Origin of the sequence: Lysinibacillus sp. IITD104, from assembly GCF_036698265.2 — a bacterium.
Taxonomy (GTDB): Bacteria; Bacillota; Bacilli; order Bacillales_A; family Planococcaceae; genus Lysinibacillus; species Lysinibacillus boronitolerans.
The window spans coordinates 479,938-500,232 of sequence record NZ_JBAHYH020000001.1 but is presented as its reverse complement, the minus strand read 5'-3'; the positions used below and the strand labels follow the sequence as shown (position 1 = coordinate 500,232).

The 20,295-nt window shown below is 36.0% G+C and carries 21 protein-coding genes; 4 read left to right on the top strand and 17 right to left on the bottom strand.

The features are described 5' to 3' along the window. Positions 1-127: 127 nt before the first annotated feature. From thrC to V1L66_RS02565, 3 genes are all read left to right on the top strand, one after another. Positions 128-1,180, top strand: a complete 1,053-nt coding sequence (thrC, locus tag V1L66_RS02575; RefSeq protein ID WP_016992731.1) for a threonine synthase — start codon at positions 128-130, stop codon at positions 1,178-1,180. After that, complete coding sequence (gene thrB, locus V1L66_RS02570; RefSeq protein WP_016992732.1) at positions 1,177-2,091, top strand: homoserine kinase; 915 nt, start codon at positions 1,177-1,179, stop codon at positions 2,089-2,091. The genes thrC and thrB overlap by 4 nt, the downstream gene beginning before the upstream one ends. A gap of 99 nt (positions 2,092-2,190) precedes the next feature. Further along, on the top strand, positions 2,191-2,877 hold the full coding sequence (locus V1L66_RS02565; RefSeq protein ID WP_333006630.1) for a 2-hydroxy-3-keto-5-methylthiopentenyl-1-phosphate phosphatase: 687 nt from the start codon (positions 2,191-2,193) through the stop codon (positions 2,875-2,877). 55 nt (positions 2,878-2,932) lie between these two features. On the opposite strand, the gene zupT is transcribed toward V1L66_RS02565, so the two are convergent. The 8 genes from zupT to V1L66_RS02525 all read right to left on the bottom strand — a co-directional run bounded on the left by zupT (position 2,933) and on the right by V1L66_RS02525 (position 10,052). Beyond that, positions 2,933-3,742, bottom strand: coding sequence for a zinc transporter ZupT (zupT, locus tag V1L66_RS02560; protein WP_016992734.1), 810 nt, complete (start codon positions 3,740-3,742; stop codon positions 2,933-2,935). 159 nt (positions 3,743-3,901) lie between these two features. Then, positions 3,902-4,510 carry a phosphatase PAP2 family protein gene (locus V1L66_RS02555; protein WP_016992735.1) on the bottom strand — a complete coding sequence of 203 codons (609 nt, stop codon included), beginning with the start codon at positions 4,508-4,510 and terminating at the stop codon, positions 3,902-3,904. A gap of 85 nt (positions 4,511-4,595) precedes the next feature. Beyond that, on the bottom strand, positions 4,596-4,727 hold the full coding sequence (locus V1L66_RS02550) for a hypothetical protein (RefSeq protein WP_333006629.1): 132 nt from the start codon (positions 4,725-4,727) through the stop codon (positions 4,596-4,598). A gap of 39 nt (positions 4,728-4,766) precedes the next feature. Further along, complete coding sequence (locus tag V1L66_RS02545; RefSeq protein ID WP_036079426.1) at positions 4,767-5,666, bottom strand: hypothetical protein; 900 nt, start codon at positions 5,664-5,666, stop codon at positions 4,767-4,769. 423 nt (positions 5,667-6,089) lie between these two features. Continuing rightward, entirely contained in the window at positions 6,090-6,701 is a 612-nt protein-coding gene (locus V1L66_RS02540) for a response regulator transcription factor (protein WP_238543007.1), read from the bottom strand. Beyond that, positions 6,685-8,961, bottom strand: a complete 2,277-nt coding sequence (locus V1L66_RS02535) for an ATP-binding protein (RefSeq protein WP_333006628.1) — start codon at positions 8,959-8,961, stop codon at positions 6,685-6,687. Before V1L66_RS02535 ends, V1L66_RS02540 begins: the two co-directional genes overlap by 17 nt. A 17-nt stretch (positions 8,962-8,978) precedes the next feature. Beyond that, positions 8,979-9,137, bottom strand: coding sequence for a competence pheromone ComX (gene comX / locus V1L66_RS02530; protein WP_016994779.1), 159 nt, complete (start codon positions 9,135-9,137; stop codon positions 8,979-8,981). A gap of 12 nt (positions 9,138-9,149) precedes the next feature. After that, positions 9,150-10,052 carry a polyprenyl synthetase family protein gene (locus V1L66_RS02525; RefSeq protein WP_036079437.1) on the bottom strand — a complete coding sequence of 301 codons (903 nt, stop codon included), beginning with the start codon at positions 10,050-10,052 and terminating at the stop codon, positions 9,150-9,152. A gap of 340 nt (positions 10,053-10,392) precedes the next feature. Here V1L66_RS02525 and V1L66_RS02520 point away from each other — a divergent pair, with 340 nt between their 5' ends. Beyond that, entirely contained in the window at positions 10,393-10,938 is a 546-nt protein-coding gene (locus tag V1L66_RS02520; RefSeq protein ID WP_016992693.1) for a hypothetical protein, read from the top strand. Between the two features lie 653 nt (positions 10,939-11,591). Here the strand turns inward: V1L66_RS02520 and V1L66_RS02515 are convergent. The 9 genes from V1L66_RS02515 to V1L66_RS02475 form a co-directional block, all read right to left on the bottom strand. Then, positions 11,592-11,906 carry an antibiotic biosynthesis monooxygenase gene (locus tag V1L66_RS02515; RefSeq protein WP_312123950.1) on the bottom strand — a complete coding sequence of 105 codons (315 nt, stop codon included), beginning with the start codon at positions 11,904-11,906 and terminating at the stop codon, positions 11,592-11,594. A 1-nt stretch (position 11,907) separates the two neighbouring features. Further along, a complete protein-coding gene (locus tag V1L66_RS02510; RefSeq protein WP_333006627.1) occupies positions 11,908-12,927 on the bottom strand; it encodes a siderophore ABC transporter substrate-binding protein in 1,020 nt (339 codons plus the stop codon). A 64-nt stretch (positions 12,928-12,991) separates the two neighbouring features. Further along, a complete protein-coding gene (locus V1L66_RS02505) occupies positions 12,992-13,753 on the bottom strand; it encodes an ABC transporter ATP-binding protein (RefSeq protein WP_016995401.1) in 762 nt (253 codons plus the stop codon). Next, positions 13,750-14,703 carry an iron chelate uptake ABC transporter family permease subunit gene (locus tag V1L66_RS02500; protein WP_016995400.1) on the bottom strand — a complete coding sequence of 318 codons (954 nt, stop codon included), beginning with the start codon at positions 14,701-14,703 and terminating at the stop codon, positions 13,750-13,752. Before V1L66_RS02500 ends, V1L66_RS02505 begins: the two co-directional genes overlap by 4 nt. Then, complete coding sequence (locus tag V1L66_RS02495; protein WP_016995399.1) at positions 14,696-15,646, bottom strand: ABC transporter permease; 951 nt, start codon at positions 15,644-15,646, stop codon at positions 14,696-14,698. The genes V1L66_RS02500 and V1L66_RS02495 overlap by 8 nt, the downstream gene beginning before the upstream one ends. A gap of 285 nt (positions 15,647-15,931) precedes the next feature. Next, complete coding sequence (locus tag V1L66_RS02490) at positions 15,932-16,984, bottom strand: hypothetical protein (protein ID WP_016995398.1); 1,053 nt, start codon at positions 16,982-16,984, stop codon at positions 15,932-15,934. 51 nt (positions 16,985-17,035) lie between these two features. Continuing rightward, positions 17,036-18,142 (bottom strand): o-succinylbenzoate synthase, encoded by a 1,107-nt coding sequence (gene menC, locus V1L66_RS02485; protein WP_312123948.1) that lies wholly within the window; start codon positions 18,140-18,142, stop codon positions 17,036-17,038. A gap of 21 nt (positions 18,143-18,163) precedes the next feature. Further along, entirely contained in the window at positions 18,164-18,988 is an 825-nt protein-coding gene (locus V1L66_RS02480; protein WP_036079445.1) for a GNAT family N-acetyltransferase, read from the bottom strand. Continuing rightward, positions 18,988-20,133: a M20 peptidase aminoacylase family protein gene (locus V1L66_RS02475; RefSeq protein WP_016995394.1), complete on the bottom strand. Its 1,146-nt coding sequence runs from the start codon at positions 20,131-20,133 to the stop codon at positions 18,988-18,990. Before V1L66_RS02475 ends, V1L66_RS02480 begins: the two co-directional genes overlap by 1 nt. Positions 20,134-20,295: the final 162 nt, after the last annotated feature.

The following is a 20,295-nucleotide window of genomic DNA, read 5'->3' as shown; positions in this document are numbered from 1 at the left end:
TTCAAATTACCGAATTGTTTCGACAATTAATGAAATGCTATTGAAATAATAGTGCTATTTGCGTTAAAATGTCTTTTATACAAAAACAACTGTTCTTTCTATAAGAACAAAAGGAGATCGTTACGTTATGTGGAAAGGCCTTATTGAAGAATATAAACAATTTTTACCCGTAACTGAAAATACACCAGCTTTAACTTTAAACGAAGGCAATACGCCTCTTATACATTTAGTGAATTTATCTAAGAAACTAGGCATTGAGCTTTACGGAAAAATTGAAGGTGCAAACCCTACTGGCTCATTTAAAGACCGAGGAATGGTATTTGCTGTTGCAAAGGCTATCGAGGATGGAAGCCAATGCGTTATTTGTGCCTCTACAGGAAACACTTCTGCTGCTGCAGCTGCTTATGCAACGCGTGCAGGTATTCAATCAATCGTTGTTATTCCAAAAGGTAAAGTGGCTCTTGGAAAGCTAGCACAAGCAACAATGTACGGGGCAAAAATCATCGAAATTGACGGAAACTTTGATGATGCTCTTAATATCGTTCGCCAAGTAAGTGAAACAACACCAGTTGCGCTTGTTAACTCTGTGAATCCGTACCGTATCGAAGGTCAAAAAACGGCATCGTTTGAAATTGTAGATGCGTTAGGTTCAGCACCGGATTATCTGTGTATACCTGTTGGTAATGCAGGTAATATTACTGCATATTGGAAAGGGTTTAAAGAATATCACGCTGCTAAAAATTGTGGTCTACCAAAAATGTATGGCTTTGAAGCTGAAGGTGCTGCAGCAATCGTTAAAGGAGAGCCAATTGCGAATCCTGAGACAGTAGCAACTGCCATTCGAATTGGCAATCCTGCGAGCTGGAATTTGGCAGAAGCGGCTCGCGATGAATCTGGTGGTATCATTGATTCCGTGACTGATGAAGAAATTGTAGCAGCCTACAAATTAATCGCAAGTACAGAAGGCATTTTTGTTGAACCAGGCTCTGCTGCTTCTTTAGCAGGTGTTATAAAATCTGTTGAAAACGGAAAAATCCCTCAGGGCGCTAAAGTTGTAACAATCTTTACAGGGAATGGACTAAAAGATCCTGATACAGCCATGAATGTATCCACTGTAGAGGTCGTATCTCTTAAAAACGATGAAGAAGAAATTCGTGCATATATTGAGGGTGTACTATGAGTAAAATTTGGCAAATCTCAGTTCCTGGAAGCACAGCCAATTTAGGTCCAGGCTTTGATTCAATAGGACTTGGCTTGTCTCTTTACTTAAAGCTTTCTGTTACCCTACAAGAACAATGGGAAATTATTCATCTTGATGATAATGGTCCTAAAGAGTTTGAGCTTGAAGAACACTTACTATACGTTATTGCTAAAAAAACTGCAGATCTATATGGTCAACAGCTTCCTGCTTGTCGTGTAGAGATGGCTAGTGAACTTCCGTTGGCACGTGGACTTGGCAGCAGTGCAGCAGTTATTGTTGCAGGTATCGAACTTGCAAATCAAGTATGCGAGCTTGGATTAACAATTCAAGATAAACTCAATCTCTCTTCACAAATTGAAGGACATCCAGATAACGCAACTGCTTCAGTTTTAGGAGGATTAACGATTTCTTCAATGGATGACAAAGGCATAGTCGATACATTCCACATCAATGATATCGATGCCTCCTTTGTTGTATATGTACCAGATGTTGAATTAAAAACGAGCGAATCCCGTTCTGTTTTACCAGAGCAATTTAATCGCTCCTATGCTGTTCATGCTTCAGCAAATGCGAATATGTTAGCTGCTTCTTTAATGGCACGAGATTTTGAACGTGCTGGACGTTATATGGAGGCAGATTTATTCCATGAACCGTTTCGTGCAAAGCTAATTCCTGCTTATGAGGAAATTCGTATGGCAGCAAAATCGAACGGTGCATATGGTACTGCTCTAAGTGGCGCTGGACCAACATTGATTTCTATTATTCCTTCCGCTATTGCGCCTGACTTCGTTCAATTAATGACAAAGCAATTCCCTGAGCATCAAATTATTTTAACAAAAGCTGATGAACATGGTATACAAGTCAATGAATGTATGAAACGTCTACTATAATAGTAGGCGTTTTTTCTTGAAAGTAAGTACGTATAAAACTAATAATATAGAAGGATAGAATTAAACTTTTTAAATGTGCTTTTCTAAGGAGGGATTGCCTTGAAACCCATTATATTCTGTGATTTCGATGGCACGATAACAGAAACAGATAACATCTTTTCACTTATGACTGAATTTGTACCAGAAGAATCTGAGAAAATTGCCCAAGCGATGATGGAACAAACCATTTCATTTAAAGATGGGCTATCAGCAATGTTTCATCTACTTTCTACTCACCAAAAAGATGAAATCATTCAATATCTAATGGATTCAGCAGTCATACGTGAGGGATTTGGAGATTTTGCACGCTATGCTCAAAACAACCATATTCCATTTTATATTGTAAGTGGCGGAGTTGATTTTTTCATCGAGCCTTTAGTTGAAAAATTTGGTCCCTTTTCAGGCATCTACTGTAATAGAGCTGATTTTTCTGGTGAACAAATAGAATTAATCTACCCCAATAGCTGTGATGAGGAATGCGCGAAATATAGCACACAAGGTTGCGGCTGCTGTAAGCCAAGCGTGATGCGGAAGCTTGCTAAGGAAGATCATTATAAAATTGTAATTGGTGATTCTCTATCAGATTTTGAAGCAGCTAAACTAGCAGATATTGTTTTAGCTAGAGATCATCTTATCCAACGCTGTGAAGAGCTTCATGTTCCATATAGACCTTTTACCACATTTCATGATTGTCTCAAAATAATACAAGAGCTAGTGGAGTCAAAAAAAGCTGTTCTTACACGTTAATAGAAAAAAGAAAAAGGAGCCACTTTTACAAAGATGTCTCCCTTTTCCTACTTACTTATGCTAATAATACTAGGCTAATGGCCATGACCGCCATTCCCCCTACTAAACCATACATCGATAAATGTGTTTCATCATATCTTTGTGCAGCCGGTAGCAATTCATCTAGTGAAATAAAGACCATTATCCCTGCGACCCCAGCAAAAACGATACCAAACATGACATCCGTTAAAAAGGGCATAAGGAGCAAAAAGGCTACTAATGCACCAACAGGCTCTGCCAATCCTGATAAAAAAGATAATTTAAAGGCTTTCCTTCGATTACCTGTTGCAAAGAAAATAGGAACAGATACAGCAATGCCTTCTGGAATATTGTGAATAGCAACTGCAATGGCAATAGCAATCCCTACATTCGGGTCATTAATAGCTGACATAAATGTAGCGATCCCCTCTGGAAAATTATGAATGCCAATCGCCAGAGCCGTAAAAACGCCCATCTTCATCAAATGTTCTTCATTAACCTGTGGTTTGATAGCATTAACATCCTCTACTAGCTTTACTTCATGAGGATTAGTAGCCTTCGGAATGAATTTATCAATCAAGGCAATAAATAACATCCCACCGAAAAATCCAAGGATTGTCATCCAATAGCCATTTGTTGTACCTAATGCATTGGTTAAAGCATCTTTAGCTTTCACAAATATTTCTACAAGAGATACATAGATCATTACCCCTGCTGAAAAACCCAATGCTAAGGATAAAAATTTTGTATTTGTTCTTGATGTAAAAAATGCTATTAAACTACCTACACCTGTTGCAAGTCCGGCAAAAAGAGTTAATCCTAATGCCAGTAAAACATTTCCGTCCATACCCTTCTTCCTTTGCTCTTTTTCTTATTGTACTCATCTTAGCGTAGAAGTTTCCTTTACGCAATTCTTTTTTATAAGGCAAATATCATTCTTTACAATGTCTCAATTAAACGTAAAAAAAGCAGTATCTATCCTGTGAAATAGATACTGCCTGTCTTTTTATTTATGATTTGATTGAAATAAGCGTTTACGGCGTTCGTACCAGATGACACAGATGATAAACCAAGTATAGCCGATGCTCCAACCAGCAAGTACATCTGTAGCAAAATGTCGAGCTCCTGCAATACGTGATAAACCAATAAGCACCATCAAAATCGTTGCTCCAAGCCATAGAAGGATTTTACGTCCTTTACTACTATTCTCCGCTAAAATATAAGCAAGTGTAAATAAATAAAGAATACCTGTCATCGAATGTCCCGATGGAAAACTAAAGGATGTCAGCTGTTCCTCAATTTCAGGTCGTGGACGTTGCACCCATTTTTTTAGTAATTGGTTCAGAACATTGCCTACTGCAAAAGTTAGTACAACAAATAGCATACCTCGATAATTTTTTACCTTCCAAGCTAAATACGCCATTAAAACTACTGCAACAGCAACAACAAATTTGGGCTCACCAATATAATGAAAGATCTCAATAAAACGATTACCAAAAAGAAGCTCTGCCATCTTTGCATCAAATGTTTTCAGAAACTCACTTTGATAAGTGACTCTTAATACAATAAAGACAATTAACGTTAAAACTGCTAAAGGATATGCCCATTTTTTCATTTTTTCACCTCAAAAAACATTCATGCTATATTCTTCACATCATAACACAAATCGATCTTTTTTGAATGAAAAATAGGCATTCATTTTAAGAAAGGTTTACGCCATTGACCTCTTGATAAATGGTGATAGATTCTTCTTCGTGTTTGTTAAAATAATTGGAAACGGCCAATGCAACAATGAATAATATGGCTACTATAGGTAGTATTCTTCTAAACACCTTAAACACTCCCTTATTCTTTACTATTCCAAATTTGTCCTACTTGATTAGCACTGGATCAAATAGCCAATCTTTTGGACCAAAGTTTGCATCCTTTTCTCCTCTAACTTCACGCGAAATACCATATTTTATAATAGTTTCTCTAAATCGTTTGCTAAACAATGTTTTTCTATATAGATATCTTCCATCATGACTACACTCGGCTGAGTAAAAAACATCGCCTTTTAGATTTTTCAAATCTTCATGGTGATAAATATCAGGTCCATTAATGACTCCGTTTAAGCCACAACTGCATGGAGGTTGCTCAGTTGCAAAGTATAATTTAACTCTGTCCTTACTACACTCAGGTAGCATTTGTACAGGAATAATTTGATAAGCTGGCTGTTTGCCTTCTGCAGGTCCTTGATGGATTACCTCTAAAAGCTCATAGCCTTCTAGCTTTTCTCTTTGCATTAATGATACTAATTCCTCAGAAGCTACCCAATAACCATTTACATGCACTAAATGACGGTCTTTCATCTGCGTAGTATCAATGACTATTGGTGATAACTGCTCTTTATCCATGAGCCCACAACACTTACAATGTGTACTTAAAGAAAATAGTGTCCCCTTATCTTCTAAGAACATTTCTGGTGAATTACCTGTTGAATTTAAAGTAAATAATGGTGCACGTTCATACTCTATATCCGAGAATTCAAAATAAAAACGTTCTCCAATCGAAACGATTCCAAATTCACGCTCTAAAGACTCATATAAAGCTGTTACCTGCTCGTATGTTACATCTTCATTTAATGTAAAGATAGGATTAAATTTTGTTTTTAAGTTTCTTTTTCTCAATTCAGGCGCACCAATAGCAATACCATGACGATTATAAACGTTAATAACTTGATCTTGACTAGTTTCATCTATGGAAAACAAATTTTCAAGTTCTACTTTCACAATACACGCCTACCTTTATAAAGTTTTATGGTGAAGTATATTGACTAGCTAGTAACATTCTACAATCTACTAACGCTACTTTATTCATAGATAGTCAGGCTGCTTATTTTAATAAAATGATTTATATATTACTTACTAAAGCAAATCTACTTAACCACTGTTAATTTAAGCGTACCAGTAGTTATACCGTTATTTCAACTTCGGGTTTACGCCAATTTTCTGGCGTGATTCAGACAAATTTTTGGCGTGATTTGGCGGTTATAAAAAAACACCGCCACTTTTTTGGCGGTGTCTTTTATATTTCATAGGCTATTTAACACAGAAATTTGGATTTATTTAACTGAGGGAAAATATAGGCTATTCAATTCCCATAATGCTCCCTATTAATTGAAAAATATACCAACAGTATAGCATAGAAGTTGTTTAGAGTAAATTCATTCTCTCAGCAAGATTTACAGCTTCTGTTCGTGAGTCTACATTTAACAAAGAAAAGAGTTGAGTTAAATATCTCTCCGTTGTTCGTTGAGGAATATTTAATTCAATAGCGATTGCTTTATTTGTATGGCCCTCTGCAATGAGTCTTAAAATTTTCTTTTCCTTTTCATTTAAGTGAATGTTTTTAGCACCTTGCAGTTTAAATTTATCATCCAGAAAATCTAAGAAATTTTTAGGTAAAACAATTTCGCCGTTTGCAATTGCCCTTACTGTTCTTAATATTTGCTCTTTCGAAGCTGTTTTAGCTAAAATGCCTTCTATTTTTCTTTCTAAAATGAGTGGATAATAATCCGTAATATCATCGCCTGTGTAAAGAATAACAGAAGCATTTGACTGAATAGCTTTGATATTACGGGCTAGGTTAATTCCATTTTCTAATGGCATATTGATATCTATTAGATAGATATCGTACGGTTTATTCTTTATCCTTTGAATGACACAAGTTGCATCACTTTCCGTATCGATGATAATATCTTCATTCTCTTGAAATAAATTTTTAGTTCCCTCTAACACTATAGGGTGATCATCCACTATGAGCATCGTAATCAAGTGTTTCACTCCCTTCTTTCACCATGATTCTAATAAACATCCCTTCATTGATATTCGAGTCAATAGCAAATTGCCCATTAAACGCTTTTACACGCTCCTGCATGCCTTGAATGCCCATCGATTCTGCTACTATAATGTCCTCTACATTACAGCCTACACCATCATCTTTATAAATGATTTCGAAACCATCGTTCATTTCTTTTAAATGAATTTCAACAGAAGTTGCATAGGAATGCTTTAACGCATTATTAAGTAGCTCTTGGAATAAACGATAAATCATTAAATTCATGCGCTCATCCTCTAAATAAAGTCGATCAATTGTGTAAATAAGCGCGAAGTTAGCTCTTTCTTGGACTTTCCGAATCAACTTTTCTAATGCAGCATTTAAACCTAATGTATCTAGTAACGGAGGTTTGAGGTTTTCACAATAAGTACGTAATTCATGTAAGGAGGCAACCATTTGTTTATGAATTTTTGCAAGCTTTTCTTGAATATCCGTTGTATTTTTTGCATTTACTAGGACATCCACCTCGCGGGCAATATGAAGTTGCTCCTGTAAATTGGTGTCATGTAACTCTTGAGCTAACTGGTATTTTTCTTCTTCAAACCTTAGCCATAATAGCTTATTTAGCCATGGTAACTGACCATCATCAGCTTGCTTCATATGCTTCAGTTCCTCTAGCAGTTCTTCCACCATCTTAGTATTTTCAATAAAATTATTTACATATAATAAGAGCAATTCAAGCCATAAAAGCTCCTCATCTTTTAATTGAATCGTATTATTATGCCCTAGCACTAAAGCTCTTTTAAAATGTGCATCCTGATGGAGAAATGCTATATAAACTTTGTCAATCTTTCGTATTTCACCTAATCTGATTTCTTCCATTATGTCAGGATCAATCGTAATACTTTCTCCAGCATTTGTTATGAATTCATTTTTGTCATAGTTATATGTTAAGACAAAAACATCCTCTAACTCCAGATGCATGGAAACCTCGTAAGCAAACTTCTCTAAAAGTTCGTTAATTTTAATTGTTTTTCCAATTTTATCTACGGCTGTATATAGCTGATGAATATAGTCCCCTTTTGTGGAGAATAAAATTTTCCGCTTGCGATAATCAACCTTCTCTTTTACGTAAAAAAGTATAACTAATGAAGCAAATGTAAAGAAAGCTACTCCTGACATGACAGTCATTGTTAAATAATGCCCTGCAATAAGATATAGTCCCACTGTGAACCATACAGTAAAGATTAAAGAGAATATAACATAATAACGTAATCTTGTAATATGGTATTCAATATCAAATAATCTCTCTGCTAATTGCGTAAAAATAAAGCTAAAAGGTATAAGCAATAAAAATAACGAGCTTATCTCAGATGAAAGTATATACGTATGAAAAAGTATTTTTGGGAGTGCATATAAAAAAAGAAATGGAAGAAACGGTATTAGTATACTATTTAATAAAATTTTCAACTGAGGTGAGCTGTACTTAAAATAGCTTATTAATAAAATACTAAGGATGATCACAAGGAGAATAAAGAAAATAGCCAATATAACATTGGAAAGAATATCATTTGAAGCAGGATAAATAGTGCCCACACAGCCTAATATAAAAGCTATGAAAGGAAGTATATAAAAGAGCTTGATATTATTTGTAAACACCCAATTAGTTTTCACAAATGAGTAATAATTTCTCAAAAAATGTAACAGTATAACTAAACATAACAGCATACTACTTCGATTTACGATAATGCCAATCGTATCCATTCTACCAGAGACACCACTGCTTACATAAGCCAAAGAAACCGTTAACATAAAGAGAATTAGTAAATCAGCTAATTTTGTATTTCTTTGTTTAAAATGTAAATAAAATGCAACGAATAATGTTAATAAATAATAACAAGCTGGAATGATTAAAACATAGATAAATTGTTGAGGGATATCCAAATGCTTAATATGTATATTGATTAGATCTCCATCGGGCTTCAGTATTGTTATTTCATTAGCAGATAAAATTTTTGATTTATACCTCAGTTGTTTTAATTCGTTGATGGGTTCAGTATCTACAGTTAAAATTGCATCACCAACAGAAATATTTTGACCCTCTGCCCAGTCTTTATAATATAGTTGAGAAATGACCCATCTGCCATTCTCTTCTTCTAATCCAATCTGTATATAAGGCTCGCTATAATTCACATAATTTAAATAAAAACCAATAATTAAATAGAGAATTATAGCGGGCCAAAACAACCTACTTCGCAACTTTCTTAGTTCCAAATATCACTTTCTGTATTCATTTCACCGTTAAACGCTTCTAAAATTGCTTTTTGTTCTACAGATGAAACTCCAACTAATGAGGCTTTTTGTTCTCTTAATAGTGCAACTAGGCTTGGATTTTGCTCTAAATATTGGATTACATTAATCATTCTTATCTCTCCTCATTTCAATAGTTTTTGTAGGTATTCTCTACCTATCTCATTTATAGCTACATTTTCAAGATAATTCAATGCTTTAAACTTGTAGACGTTTTTTATCGTAATGGCATAACGTATTGCCCCACCATTTGTCAACGCGTCTTCTGTTGCATTATTATCCAAATCTGTAACTATATCATCATTATAATAGCTAGAAACAGATTTTGAAACATCATTTTTCTGTGATAAAAGATAAATAATAGGCAGAGAATACCTTTTATTTAGCAAATCATTTTTAGGACCCCACGCCTTTAAGCTTTGAATATCATTTTTAATTTGTTGGATGATGCCTATGTATTTCCCATATTCCTCTACTTCTTGAGATATTTCTCCTTTTGCAAGTACTTCACCAATCAAGCAACCCATTGCTGTTAATGAGCCAGATTTCAAGGTAATCATTTGTACATAGGAATCTTCATCACGACAACTATTTAGCAAGTCTAATTGCTGTCCATTTATACTTTTTAAAGCGTATTCCTCAAGTAGCTTTATAGCCGCTCTTTTATGGACAAAAGAGGTTTCATCTATTGTTTTAGATGCCATGACCAGCATAGCTAAAGCAACGTTTAATGATAATTCAGGTGTTTTGTTCCAAATATAGTCTGAATCCTTATCCTGCAGATCATCAATAATATCAAAAGATAGTATAAGAAGTTCAATTGCAGCAGCTACCTTGTAGATATCTTGATTTATACTACTTGAAAATGCTTCATAATGCCAAAAACACAATTTACCAAAGGAAAAACCTACTGATGTTTTTTCTTCTTTAAAGCTTTTTAGCATTAACTTGAGCTCAGGGCCAAGTAATAATTCATTTTCTATAAGGATGTCTAATGATTCATCGATATGTGCATCTAAATCCTTCAATAGTCCTCTCTCCCATCTAGTATATTACTAGATATTATATAGATTAGTGGGAATTAATACTAGTAGTATAATTCTATAATACATTAAATACCATTATTTCCTCTATGAAGTGAAAGACCGCCAAAAAATGGCGTTATTCAAGCAAACCACGCCAGAATTTTGTTAATAATTACTAAAAAAATGGCGGTAGAGAACCAAGTACCGCCATTAAAGTGGCGTAAACTTACCATTGAAATGGCGTTCTAACAGATGTTACGCTTAGATTAGCCATAAAATCTTATTTTTAAAGTCAGGATAGATTGATGCACATGAAATCTTTTTGTACTGGGAGTGACTTAAAATGAATGAAACAGTTTTCATACTTACGGCTACTTTTTCATGTAATATCTCTGTCTCAACTGAAGAAATTACAATTAAACAGCCAAGCAATGATCAACGACAAATTGAAAAAATCATTATACAATCGGAATTAAAAGCCTATCAAGAAACATTGGCTGCGTATAAAAACATTTCACCCTACTCAAAATATATTAGTGATATTCCTGGATTTGAGGATACATTTCAACAAAAACGAGATTATTATATTGAGCAATATGGAATTATTAGAATATCAAACGAAAGTATTTCTAGTATGTCATTAGTCAATCCTTTCACTTTTGGATTAAATATAGATTCCCCTATAGTGTATGTAACGCCACACGACACAATTATTAATGCTAGAGGGCTAGCAATGGCGGCCAACGCATCTAATAATAACAATCACCCAGATAGTTTGGATGAACTTTGTAATACAAGTATTTCAGGCTTGTCCATTAATGAGAACACGATATCCTTTAATATGGATTCGACATTTAGTAAATGGAGAAAGCCATCTATTAAACATTAAACCTATCCACTTAGCTAAGCAGGTCACACTGATTGTGACCTGCTTTTTGAGTAATAAAACGACATCTCTACATAGTGTTGATAAACAAAGCAATCAATAGCATTATTATAAAAGATGAAAATGAATTTCCGTTGCAGGCTACTTGCTTTCCCGTAGGCGAGCGCCGATTCGCTTCCTCAGCTACTGCTCCGTTTAAAGTTTTGCCTGTCTCGCTATTCCATGGTAGTCCAGTAGCCCACCACTAAAAACCGCTTTTTAGCAAAGGTTTTCAAATAAAGTGAAGGTGTTCATTACTCTTTATGAAGAGGTGTTGTCACGCATCACTTCTCCACATTGAAAATAAGAGCTTATCCCCTCTAAGAATACAGATAATGGGCTATTTGATTGTTATGCTACTATGAAAAAAGTAAAGACACTTTGCAGAATGGTTGATTGGAGTGGAGCCAGCGTCACTCCTAGGGGATTTAGCGTCACTGAGGAGACCCTGGAGCGAGCGCAAGTGAGTGAAGCGGCTCATCGGACGCCCCCTGGAAAGGACGCTGGCGGAACGGAAATCAACCCCTCACCTTGCTAAAAGGGCTTTTTCTGCTAGTGACATTCTTTTTTCAACAACAAGAAAAGGTGTCTCAATCCCTTGAGACACCCTTAGATGATTAACCTTTTACATAATAAACTTCTTGTCCGCTTTCAATGATATGATCAGGCTTCGGTTTACCTGCGCTTGCCTTATGGCCTGCAATATGCTCAGGACTCTTCTCCCAATTTTTCCATGCTTCTTCTGATTCCCAACGAACCATCACAAGCACTTCTTCATCACCACGGCGAACTTTCTTAACAAGTACCTGTTTATCAATGAAACCAGGTTGTTGTTCAAGTAATGATGGTCCGTTTGGATTAGCACCAAAACGTTCCACCAATTTATCCGAATTCCCTTCCTTCACAACAATACGTTTAATTTGTACAAACATATTAGTTAAACGCCTTTAATACATCTTCAACTTTTAGTGTTTCAGATTGTAAACCGCCACCTGAAAGGTACCAAACTTCTGGATCTAGGTAGAACACTTTACCGTTCTTCACAGCATTAGTTGCACTTACGATTTCGTTTTCAACTGCAGCTTTAGTACCTGACTCGCCGTTTTCATTTACTACTGCATCACGGTCAACTACAAAGAGAATATCAGGGTTCGTATCACGAACATATTCAAAACTTACATTATCACCATGTGTTCCAACTTTAACTTTCTCATCTGCAGCTTTCACACCAAATACATCATGGATAACACCGAAACGTGAACCAGAACCATATGCTGATAACGCGCCTTCACTACCTAATACGATTAAAGCTTTCTCTTCTGATGCAGTTGCTTTGCCTTTTACTTCTTCAACTTTTGCTTCATATGCAGCGATCGCATCTGCTGCTTCTTTTTCTTTACCAAAAATTTTACCAGCTAATTCTGTATTAGCTTTAAATGATTCTAGGAAGTTTTTGTTATCTACACCAATGTAAACTGTTGGTGCAATTTTAGATAATTCAGCATATGCTGCTGACGCACGACCAGAGATAAAAATAATATCTGGGTTAATTTCAGATAATTTTTCATAATCAGGCTCGAATAATGTACCTGCGTTTACATAAGCACTATCTTTATATTTACTTAAGTAAGATGGTAATGAATCTTGTACTACTGCAGTAGGATTAACACCTAATGCATCTAGAGTATCTAGGAAACCATTATCAAAAACAACAACTTTTTCTGGTATTTTATCAAGTGTTACTTCTTCAAACGTAGTATTACCATCGCGTCCTTCAATTGTGCTACCTGGAATAGTCAGTGGATAGGCTGAAGATGCCTCGTTTTGTTCTTCTGCCGGTTTGTCTGTTGACGTACCTTTATCATCTTCTTTTGCTTCGTCTTTCGAACCACAAGCTGCTAATACTAGTAGCATCATTGCCATTAAAACTGTAAGTAATTTCCATTTTTTCATTATGAAATTTCTCCTTTAATTAAGTTATTTGATAGTTAGATGGTCCATCCACCTGGAACTATTTTTACGAATTAAAATAAACACAAATTCGACAACCATCTTGCTCTTGAACAGGTATATCCATATCATAAATTTCCTTCAATGCATGTGAGTTAATAATGTCATTTGTAGGACCATTTTTAACAACACGACCATCTTTTAATGCAACAATATAATCAGAGTAAACAGAGGCAAAATTAATATCATGTAAAACGATAACCACTGTTTTGCCTAGCTCATCAACCAGCTTACGTAAAATCTTCATAATCTGGACCGAATGCTTCATATCTAGGTTGTTTAATGGTTCATCCAGTAAGATATATTCCGTATCCTGAGCAATAACCATTGCAATAAAAGCACGCTGACGTTGACCACCTGAAAGTTCATCTAAATAATTGTGTTGCATATCTTCTAAATTCATATAGCGGATAGCTTCGTCAACTTTTTCTTCGTCTTCTGGCTTTAAGTGCCCTTTTGAGTAAGGGAAGCGGCCAAAGGATACAAGCTCGCGGATCGTTAGACGAACATTCATAAAGTTAGATTGCTTTAAAATCGATACGCGTTTAGCAAAATCATCCGATTTCCAGCTACGTACATCTGCCTTATCGAGTAGTACTTCGCCAGTATCTGCATTCAGTAAACGGCTCACCATAGAAAGTAGCGTGGACTTCCCTGCACCATTCGGTCCAATAAACGATGTGATTTTTCCTGAAACAATATCAACACTTACATCTTGAACGACAGGTTTTTTACCAAAAAACTTCGTAATTTCTTTGACTTGTATCATCCTGCTGACCTACTTTCTCTTAATAATAAGTAGATGAAGTAGACCCCACCCACAAAATTAATAATGACACTAAGTGTAGTAGTGAAACTAAATAAACGTTCAACCATCCACTGCCCACCGACTAAAGCCACAATACTCATTACACAGGAGCCAGTAATTAAGATGGAATGCTTGTATGTTCTAAAATACTGATACGATAAATTTGCAACGATTAAACCAAAGAATGTGATTGGACCAACGAGCGCCGTCGAAACCGCAATCAAGATTGAAGCTAAAATTAACATACGTTGCACCAGCTTATCGTAAGGTACACCTAAATTAATTGCTGTGTCTCGTCCAAGGGACATGACGTCTAATTGATTCATATGACGAGCACCGTAGACAAATGTTATTAATATGATAACGCCTGCTAGCCAAACTAAATCTGAATTAACATTATTGAAACTTGCAAACATTTTACTTTGTAAGCCTAAAAATTCATTCGGATCTATTAATACCTGGAAGAACGTAGTAATACTTCCTAAAAACGTACCAACAATCATTCCAACAAGCAGTAAAAAATAAATCGGGCGCTTTCCTTCTTTAAACAATACTCGGTAAAAAATTAAAGCGAATAGAATCATCGCCCCAATTGCAAGCGTAAAATTATAGTAAATATTAATAACTAATATGGATGTAGAGCCAAAGAAAAAGTAGATGCATGTTTGAATTAACATATACAAAGCATCTAAACCCATGACACTTGGCGTTAAAATACGATTATGTGTGATTGTTTGGAAAACTACTGTTGAATAGGCAATCGCTATACCTGTTAATGCCATTGCCACTACCTTTATGACACGGCGTGGAAAAGCATAGTGATAATTACCATTTAGTTCCCAAAATAAATATAGGACAACTGCTATAACAGCGAGACCTAGTAAAATGAACATTTTTGTACGATTACGCATATGCTCTCCCCCTAAACAACATGAATAGGAAGATGGCACTTCCAATTACACCAACAGTCATACTTATTGGTATTTCATAAGGGAAAATCAGTACTCGTCCTAAAATATCACAGAATAATAAGAATGACATACCAAGTAATGCTGTATGCGGCAAGGTTTTCGCCAAATTATCACCTTTAAACAGGGAAATAATGTTCGGAATAATCAAACCAAGGAACGGAATGATACCGACTGTTAACACCACTGTCGTGGAGATAAGGGCTACCAACACTAAGCCTAAATTGACTACAAATTTATAGGATAGACCAAGATTTTTTGCAAAATCCTCTCCCATCCCAGCCACTGTAAAACGATTTGCGTAAATGTAAGCCAAAATGAGTATTGGTACACTTACGTATAACAGTTCGTAACGGCCTTTCATGATTAATGAGAAATCTCCTTGTAACCATGCGGAAATGTTCTGGATAATATTCGCCTTATACGCAAAGAATGTTGTAACAGAGGACAATATATTCCCAAACATTAAGCCAATAAGCGGTATAAAAATCGCATCTTTAAACTTAATTCGGTTTAATATTTGCATAAATAGTAATGTGCCGGCTAAAGCAAATATGAAAGCGAAGGAAATTTTTTGGAAATACGTAACATTCGTAAAGAACATCATTGAAATCAATACACCCAACCGTGTGGCATCTAATGTACCAGCTGTTGTTGGTGATACGAATTTATTCCTACTTAAGCTTTGCATAATTAAACCAGCAATACTCATACCTGCACCTGCTAGCAAGATGGCAACAAGTCTAGGTACACGACTAATTAAAAATAGTCTAGTTTCTTCCGATTGGAAGTCTAATAGGTCGCTAGGCTTAATATCAACTACTCCGATAAATAGCGACACAATAGACAGCAAAACAGTTGCTGTTAAAAGATATCTTATTTTCATAGTAATCCCCGGTAGATTTCATTTTTGTGCGTAACTCACTTATTAGTGAAAATGATTATCATTACTCACGATTTCCATTATAAGCATGATTTTATTCTCAGTCAACCAACAAATGAGAATTATTCTCGTTTTATTTATGATTAACTAAAAAATATGCCAAATTAACGAAATATCAGCATTATCGCAAATCAATTGAACCGAAATAATTCACTATTTCTACAATGTTTTTATCCAAATAAAAAGGTAATTGAGAATAAAGTCTATCACTCAATTACCATTTTTATATTAAATAATTTTCTTAGTGCCTCTTAACCATGCAGAAATAATGAATATGATTAATACTAGCCCTACATAGCCCATCACTGCATATAGTTTAGCTACTAGCGTTGTAAATCCTACAAGGCTTGCTAAAAAACCGAGACCACCTATAAATATGACTGCAACCCTAAAGCTTGCTCTACTAGGCTCAAAAAATCTTACCATAAAGGAATATAGCATCCCTACTGCCGTATTATAAATCATTCCCAAAAGAGAAATAGTCATTAATACTCCAACAATCGGATGAATTTCATTAGCTAACGCTAGCATCGGAATGTCTAGTCCAACAATGATATTCATCTTTGCTAAAAGGGAGAAATTCACAAGTAAAATTAAAGCACCTAACAAAATCCCACCAATTATACCACCCATGCCAGCTACCTTATGATTGCGTATGGAACCACACATAACAGTCAATAAAGAGAAGCTAACCCCTACATTGAACGACATGTATAGTAAAGCCGTTACCCACCAACTTTTCTCACTTATTTGAGTCTGTTGAGCAATAACAGCTTGCTCTGCAAAGGTAAAATCCATTGTTGCAATAGCATAGATAGCGATGATGGACACAACGGTTAGTAGATACGGTGTAGCAAGTGCAATGATATTAATGATGCTTTTCACATCCATCATGACTGTGGCTACTGTAAGCAAGATCATACAAATACTCCCTAGCCAGATAGGCAGTCCAAACATTTGCTGGAATGTTGCACCAGCCCCAGCAAACATGATGACAGCTACACCAAATAAAAAGAGTGATAAAACTAAATCCAATATAAAGCCCATAGCATTCCCTGAAATTTGATAAATCAAATCCTTATGGGATGCTGTGCGAAGCCTAGAGCTCACTTGAGCAACACACATTCCAACAATTGAAAAACCAACCATAGCTAACAATGCTCCATATATGCCTTTAAAGCCATAGCTTGTAAAATAAAGGACAATCTCCTGCCCTGATGCAAATCCTGCTCCAACGATAATCCCCACATAGGCACCACCGATTTGCAAGCTTTTTTTCAATCAGTTCTCTCCTCATTTTCCTATATACTAAATGATTGACTACGTACTGCCTTATTGATAGATTTCTTTGCTAATCGTTAATTTATCAATAACAGCCATATTAGGCCTAAAACCAATACCTACCGACTGGGGTACCTCAATATAGCCATCTTTGACGTTTACTTCTGGATCAATGATATCCTCATACCAATAATGACTAGAGCCTGCTGTATCGCCAGGTAATAAAAAATGACTAAGAGATGTTAAGGCAATATTATGTGCTCGTCCAATCCCTGCCTCTAACATTCCTCCACACCAAACTGGAATATGGTTCGCTTTACACAGATCATGAACTCGTTTCGCTTCCGTTAAACCACCTACTCGTCCAATCTTGATATTTATAACACCACAGCTTCCAAGTTCTATTGCTCGTCTGGCATCCTCATATGATGTGATGCTTTCATCTAAGCAAATAGGCGTTTTTAACTTTTTCTGCAATGTTGCATGATCGACAATATCATCAGTAGCTAATGGTTGTTCAATCATTAATAAATTAAAGTCATCAAGCTGCTGTAGTATTTCTATATCATCTAACGTATAAGCAGAGTTTGCATCTACCATCAAGGGTAAATTTGGCAGTTCCGCACGAATTGCCCGTACTACCTCGACATCCTCTCCAGGCTTTATCTTAATCTTCACTCTTTTGTAGCCTTTTTCAATATGATCTTTTATTAATGCTATCAACTGCGCGATAGATGGTTGAATACCCACGCTGACTCCCACTTCAATACGTTTTTTTTGACCACCTAACGCCTGTGCAAGTGATTGCTTTGTTTGCTGAGCATAGATATCCCATACAGCACCCTCAATTGAAGCTTTCGCCATGCAGTTTCGACGAATAGGTGCAAATAATGAGGTCACCTCATCTGGATGCCCGATCTCTTTATGTAACAAGATGGGTATCAAAAAATCTTGTAGCATGTGCCAAGTTGTTTTTAATGTCTCTTCTGTATACCATGGTGCTACAAAGGCAACCGTTTCTCCCCATCCTGTGATCCCTGATTTATCTTTTGCCTCAATTAATAGCAGTTCCTTTTCATCAACAGTGCCAAAACTCGTTGTAAATGGTGCTTTCATAGGCATTTTTAAATGCCTTAATGTAATCTTTTCTAATCTCACAATGTTCACTCCCTATCATGATTATAAAGCTAATAAGGAGCGTCTGACTAACAGATAGCTATGAACATATTCTGGATGTTTCTTCATGCGTACAATGGCATAATCTTGGTTAAATAAGGTTGTTAGGATTGTGCGAACTTTATAACGCCAGTCCTCTGCAAGTTTTGGACTTTCCACTTTCATTTTCTGTAGTGATTGAGGGATTGGTAAGAGATAGGCGTCCTTATAAAAGGATTGTTCCAACTGAAATGTATTTTCTACATCTAGAACCGGTAATCCGTCGACTGTTAATGTCCAAGGTACAATTTCCTGCGCTACTTCTTCTAATTCATCAAGGCTATCTGCCATTTGATCGTGCTCAATCCACCATTCAACGACTAATCTATCTGAAGGTAGTCCTTCATTAAAGTCATCTCGAAGCGGACCATAATAATCATTTTCATATTGATAACTAGTGGCGTTCAATTTTAGAAATGCTAGATTCGCCAAACGTGCTTCTAACGGTTCAATTAACCAGCGGACAAGTTGAAAACCATGCTCTTTGGCATATTCTTGTTGGGCATGCTTCAATAATTCACCCACACCTTGTTCACGATATGCTTTTTCTACACCAATCATGTGCGAATGTAAGTACATTTCTCTATTCTGATAGCCAACGAAGCAATAGTTAAAGCCAATTAGCTTTTCATCTAAATACGCTCCTAATACGATTCCCCCATTTTGTACAGCAGCTAGTAATTGATGGGAGGGAATTGCTTGGCTGCCCCATATTTCAGCATTTAATTTTTGGATCTCTGCAATTTCTTTCGGTGTCATTACTTTGTGAATACGTACTTGCTCTAACATTATGCTGACGCCTCCTTTTTATGCCCTGTCTCCAAAGCTAATAAAACTGCTCTTGTAAGTATCTCCACTCCTGTGACAAGTCTTGCTTGTTTAAATTTCATTTTCGGATGATGCAACCCTGGTGTTAATCCACAACCCAAGCCTAGCATGGTTGTTTTTAAATGTGGCCGTTGTACAGCATAATGGTGAAAATCCTCTCCACCAGGTGTATGAACGGGCTTTCTTAAATTTGATAATCCAGCAGCCTGTATAATTGCCTGCTCCATCAAATATTGAGCACTTGTATCAACTTCAGCAGCTACGATATTGGCAACTGTACGTAATTCAATTTGTACCTTATGCAATAATTTAGAAGAATCTATCACACGCTTTACACCTTGTGCTAAATCGTCCATCACTTTGTTTTGTTGTGCACGAATATCAATCGTAAATGAGGCATTACCTGGAATAATATTGCCCGAATCTCCCCCTGCATGGAATTTCGTCATCTTTACAGATACAGGAACCATAGGATCTGTATGAATGGTTCGCAAATCTTCGATAATTGTTGCACCTACTTCAATTGCATTAATACCAAGGTGTGGCCTTGCAGCATGGGCATCCTCTCCGATAATCTCGCCTTCAAGTAAACGAGAGGCACCATGATATAAGGCCGCACAATAAGTGCCGTCCTCTAGCTCATGAACAGGTCTTACATGGACACCAAATAAATAATCTAAGTCATCAATAACGCCTTCTTCTATTACGGATAATGCTCCAGTCCCTTTTTCTTCAGCAGGTTGGAAAATAACACGAATTGTACCATTAATAGATAGCTGTAGTTCTTTTAAAAGTAATAGTGTACCAATGGCCATCGTCATATGCCCATCATGTCCACATGAATGATTCGCACGGAAATGGCCATCTACTTCTTGCCATAAAGCATCTATATCTGTTCTTAATCCTACTTTGGGGTCACCGTTGCCTACATCAACATATAATCCTGTGGAATTTTTAAATCGTCTAGGAGAAAAACCTTCTTGCGTTAATAGCTCCACTATATAATTGGTGGTTTCTACCTCATGCCAGCTGATTTCTGGATTCGCATGTAAATACGTAAAAATCTCCATTAATCTTGGCCTCAAATAATCTAACTCTTCCTTCATGGATTCCAACCCCTTAAATTTTCATATTATTAAAATTATTATAACGAAAATGTTAATTTTCTACATAGAAACTTTACCCACATTCAATAAAATAATAACTACTTACGATAATATATTTCGCTCTCAGTTTCTTAGGTAGACTTTTATTTAGATAGCAAAAAA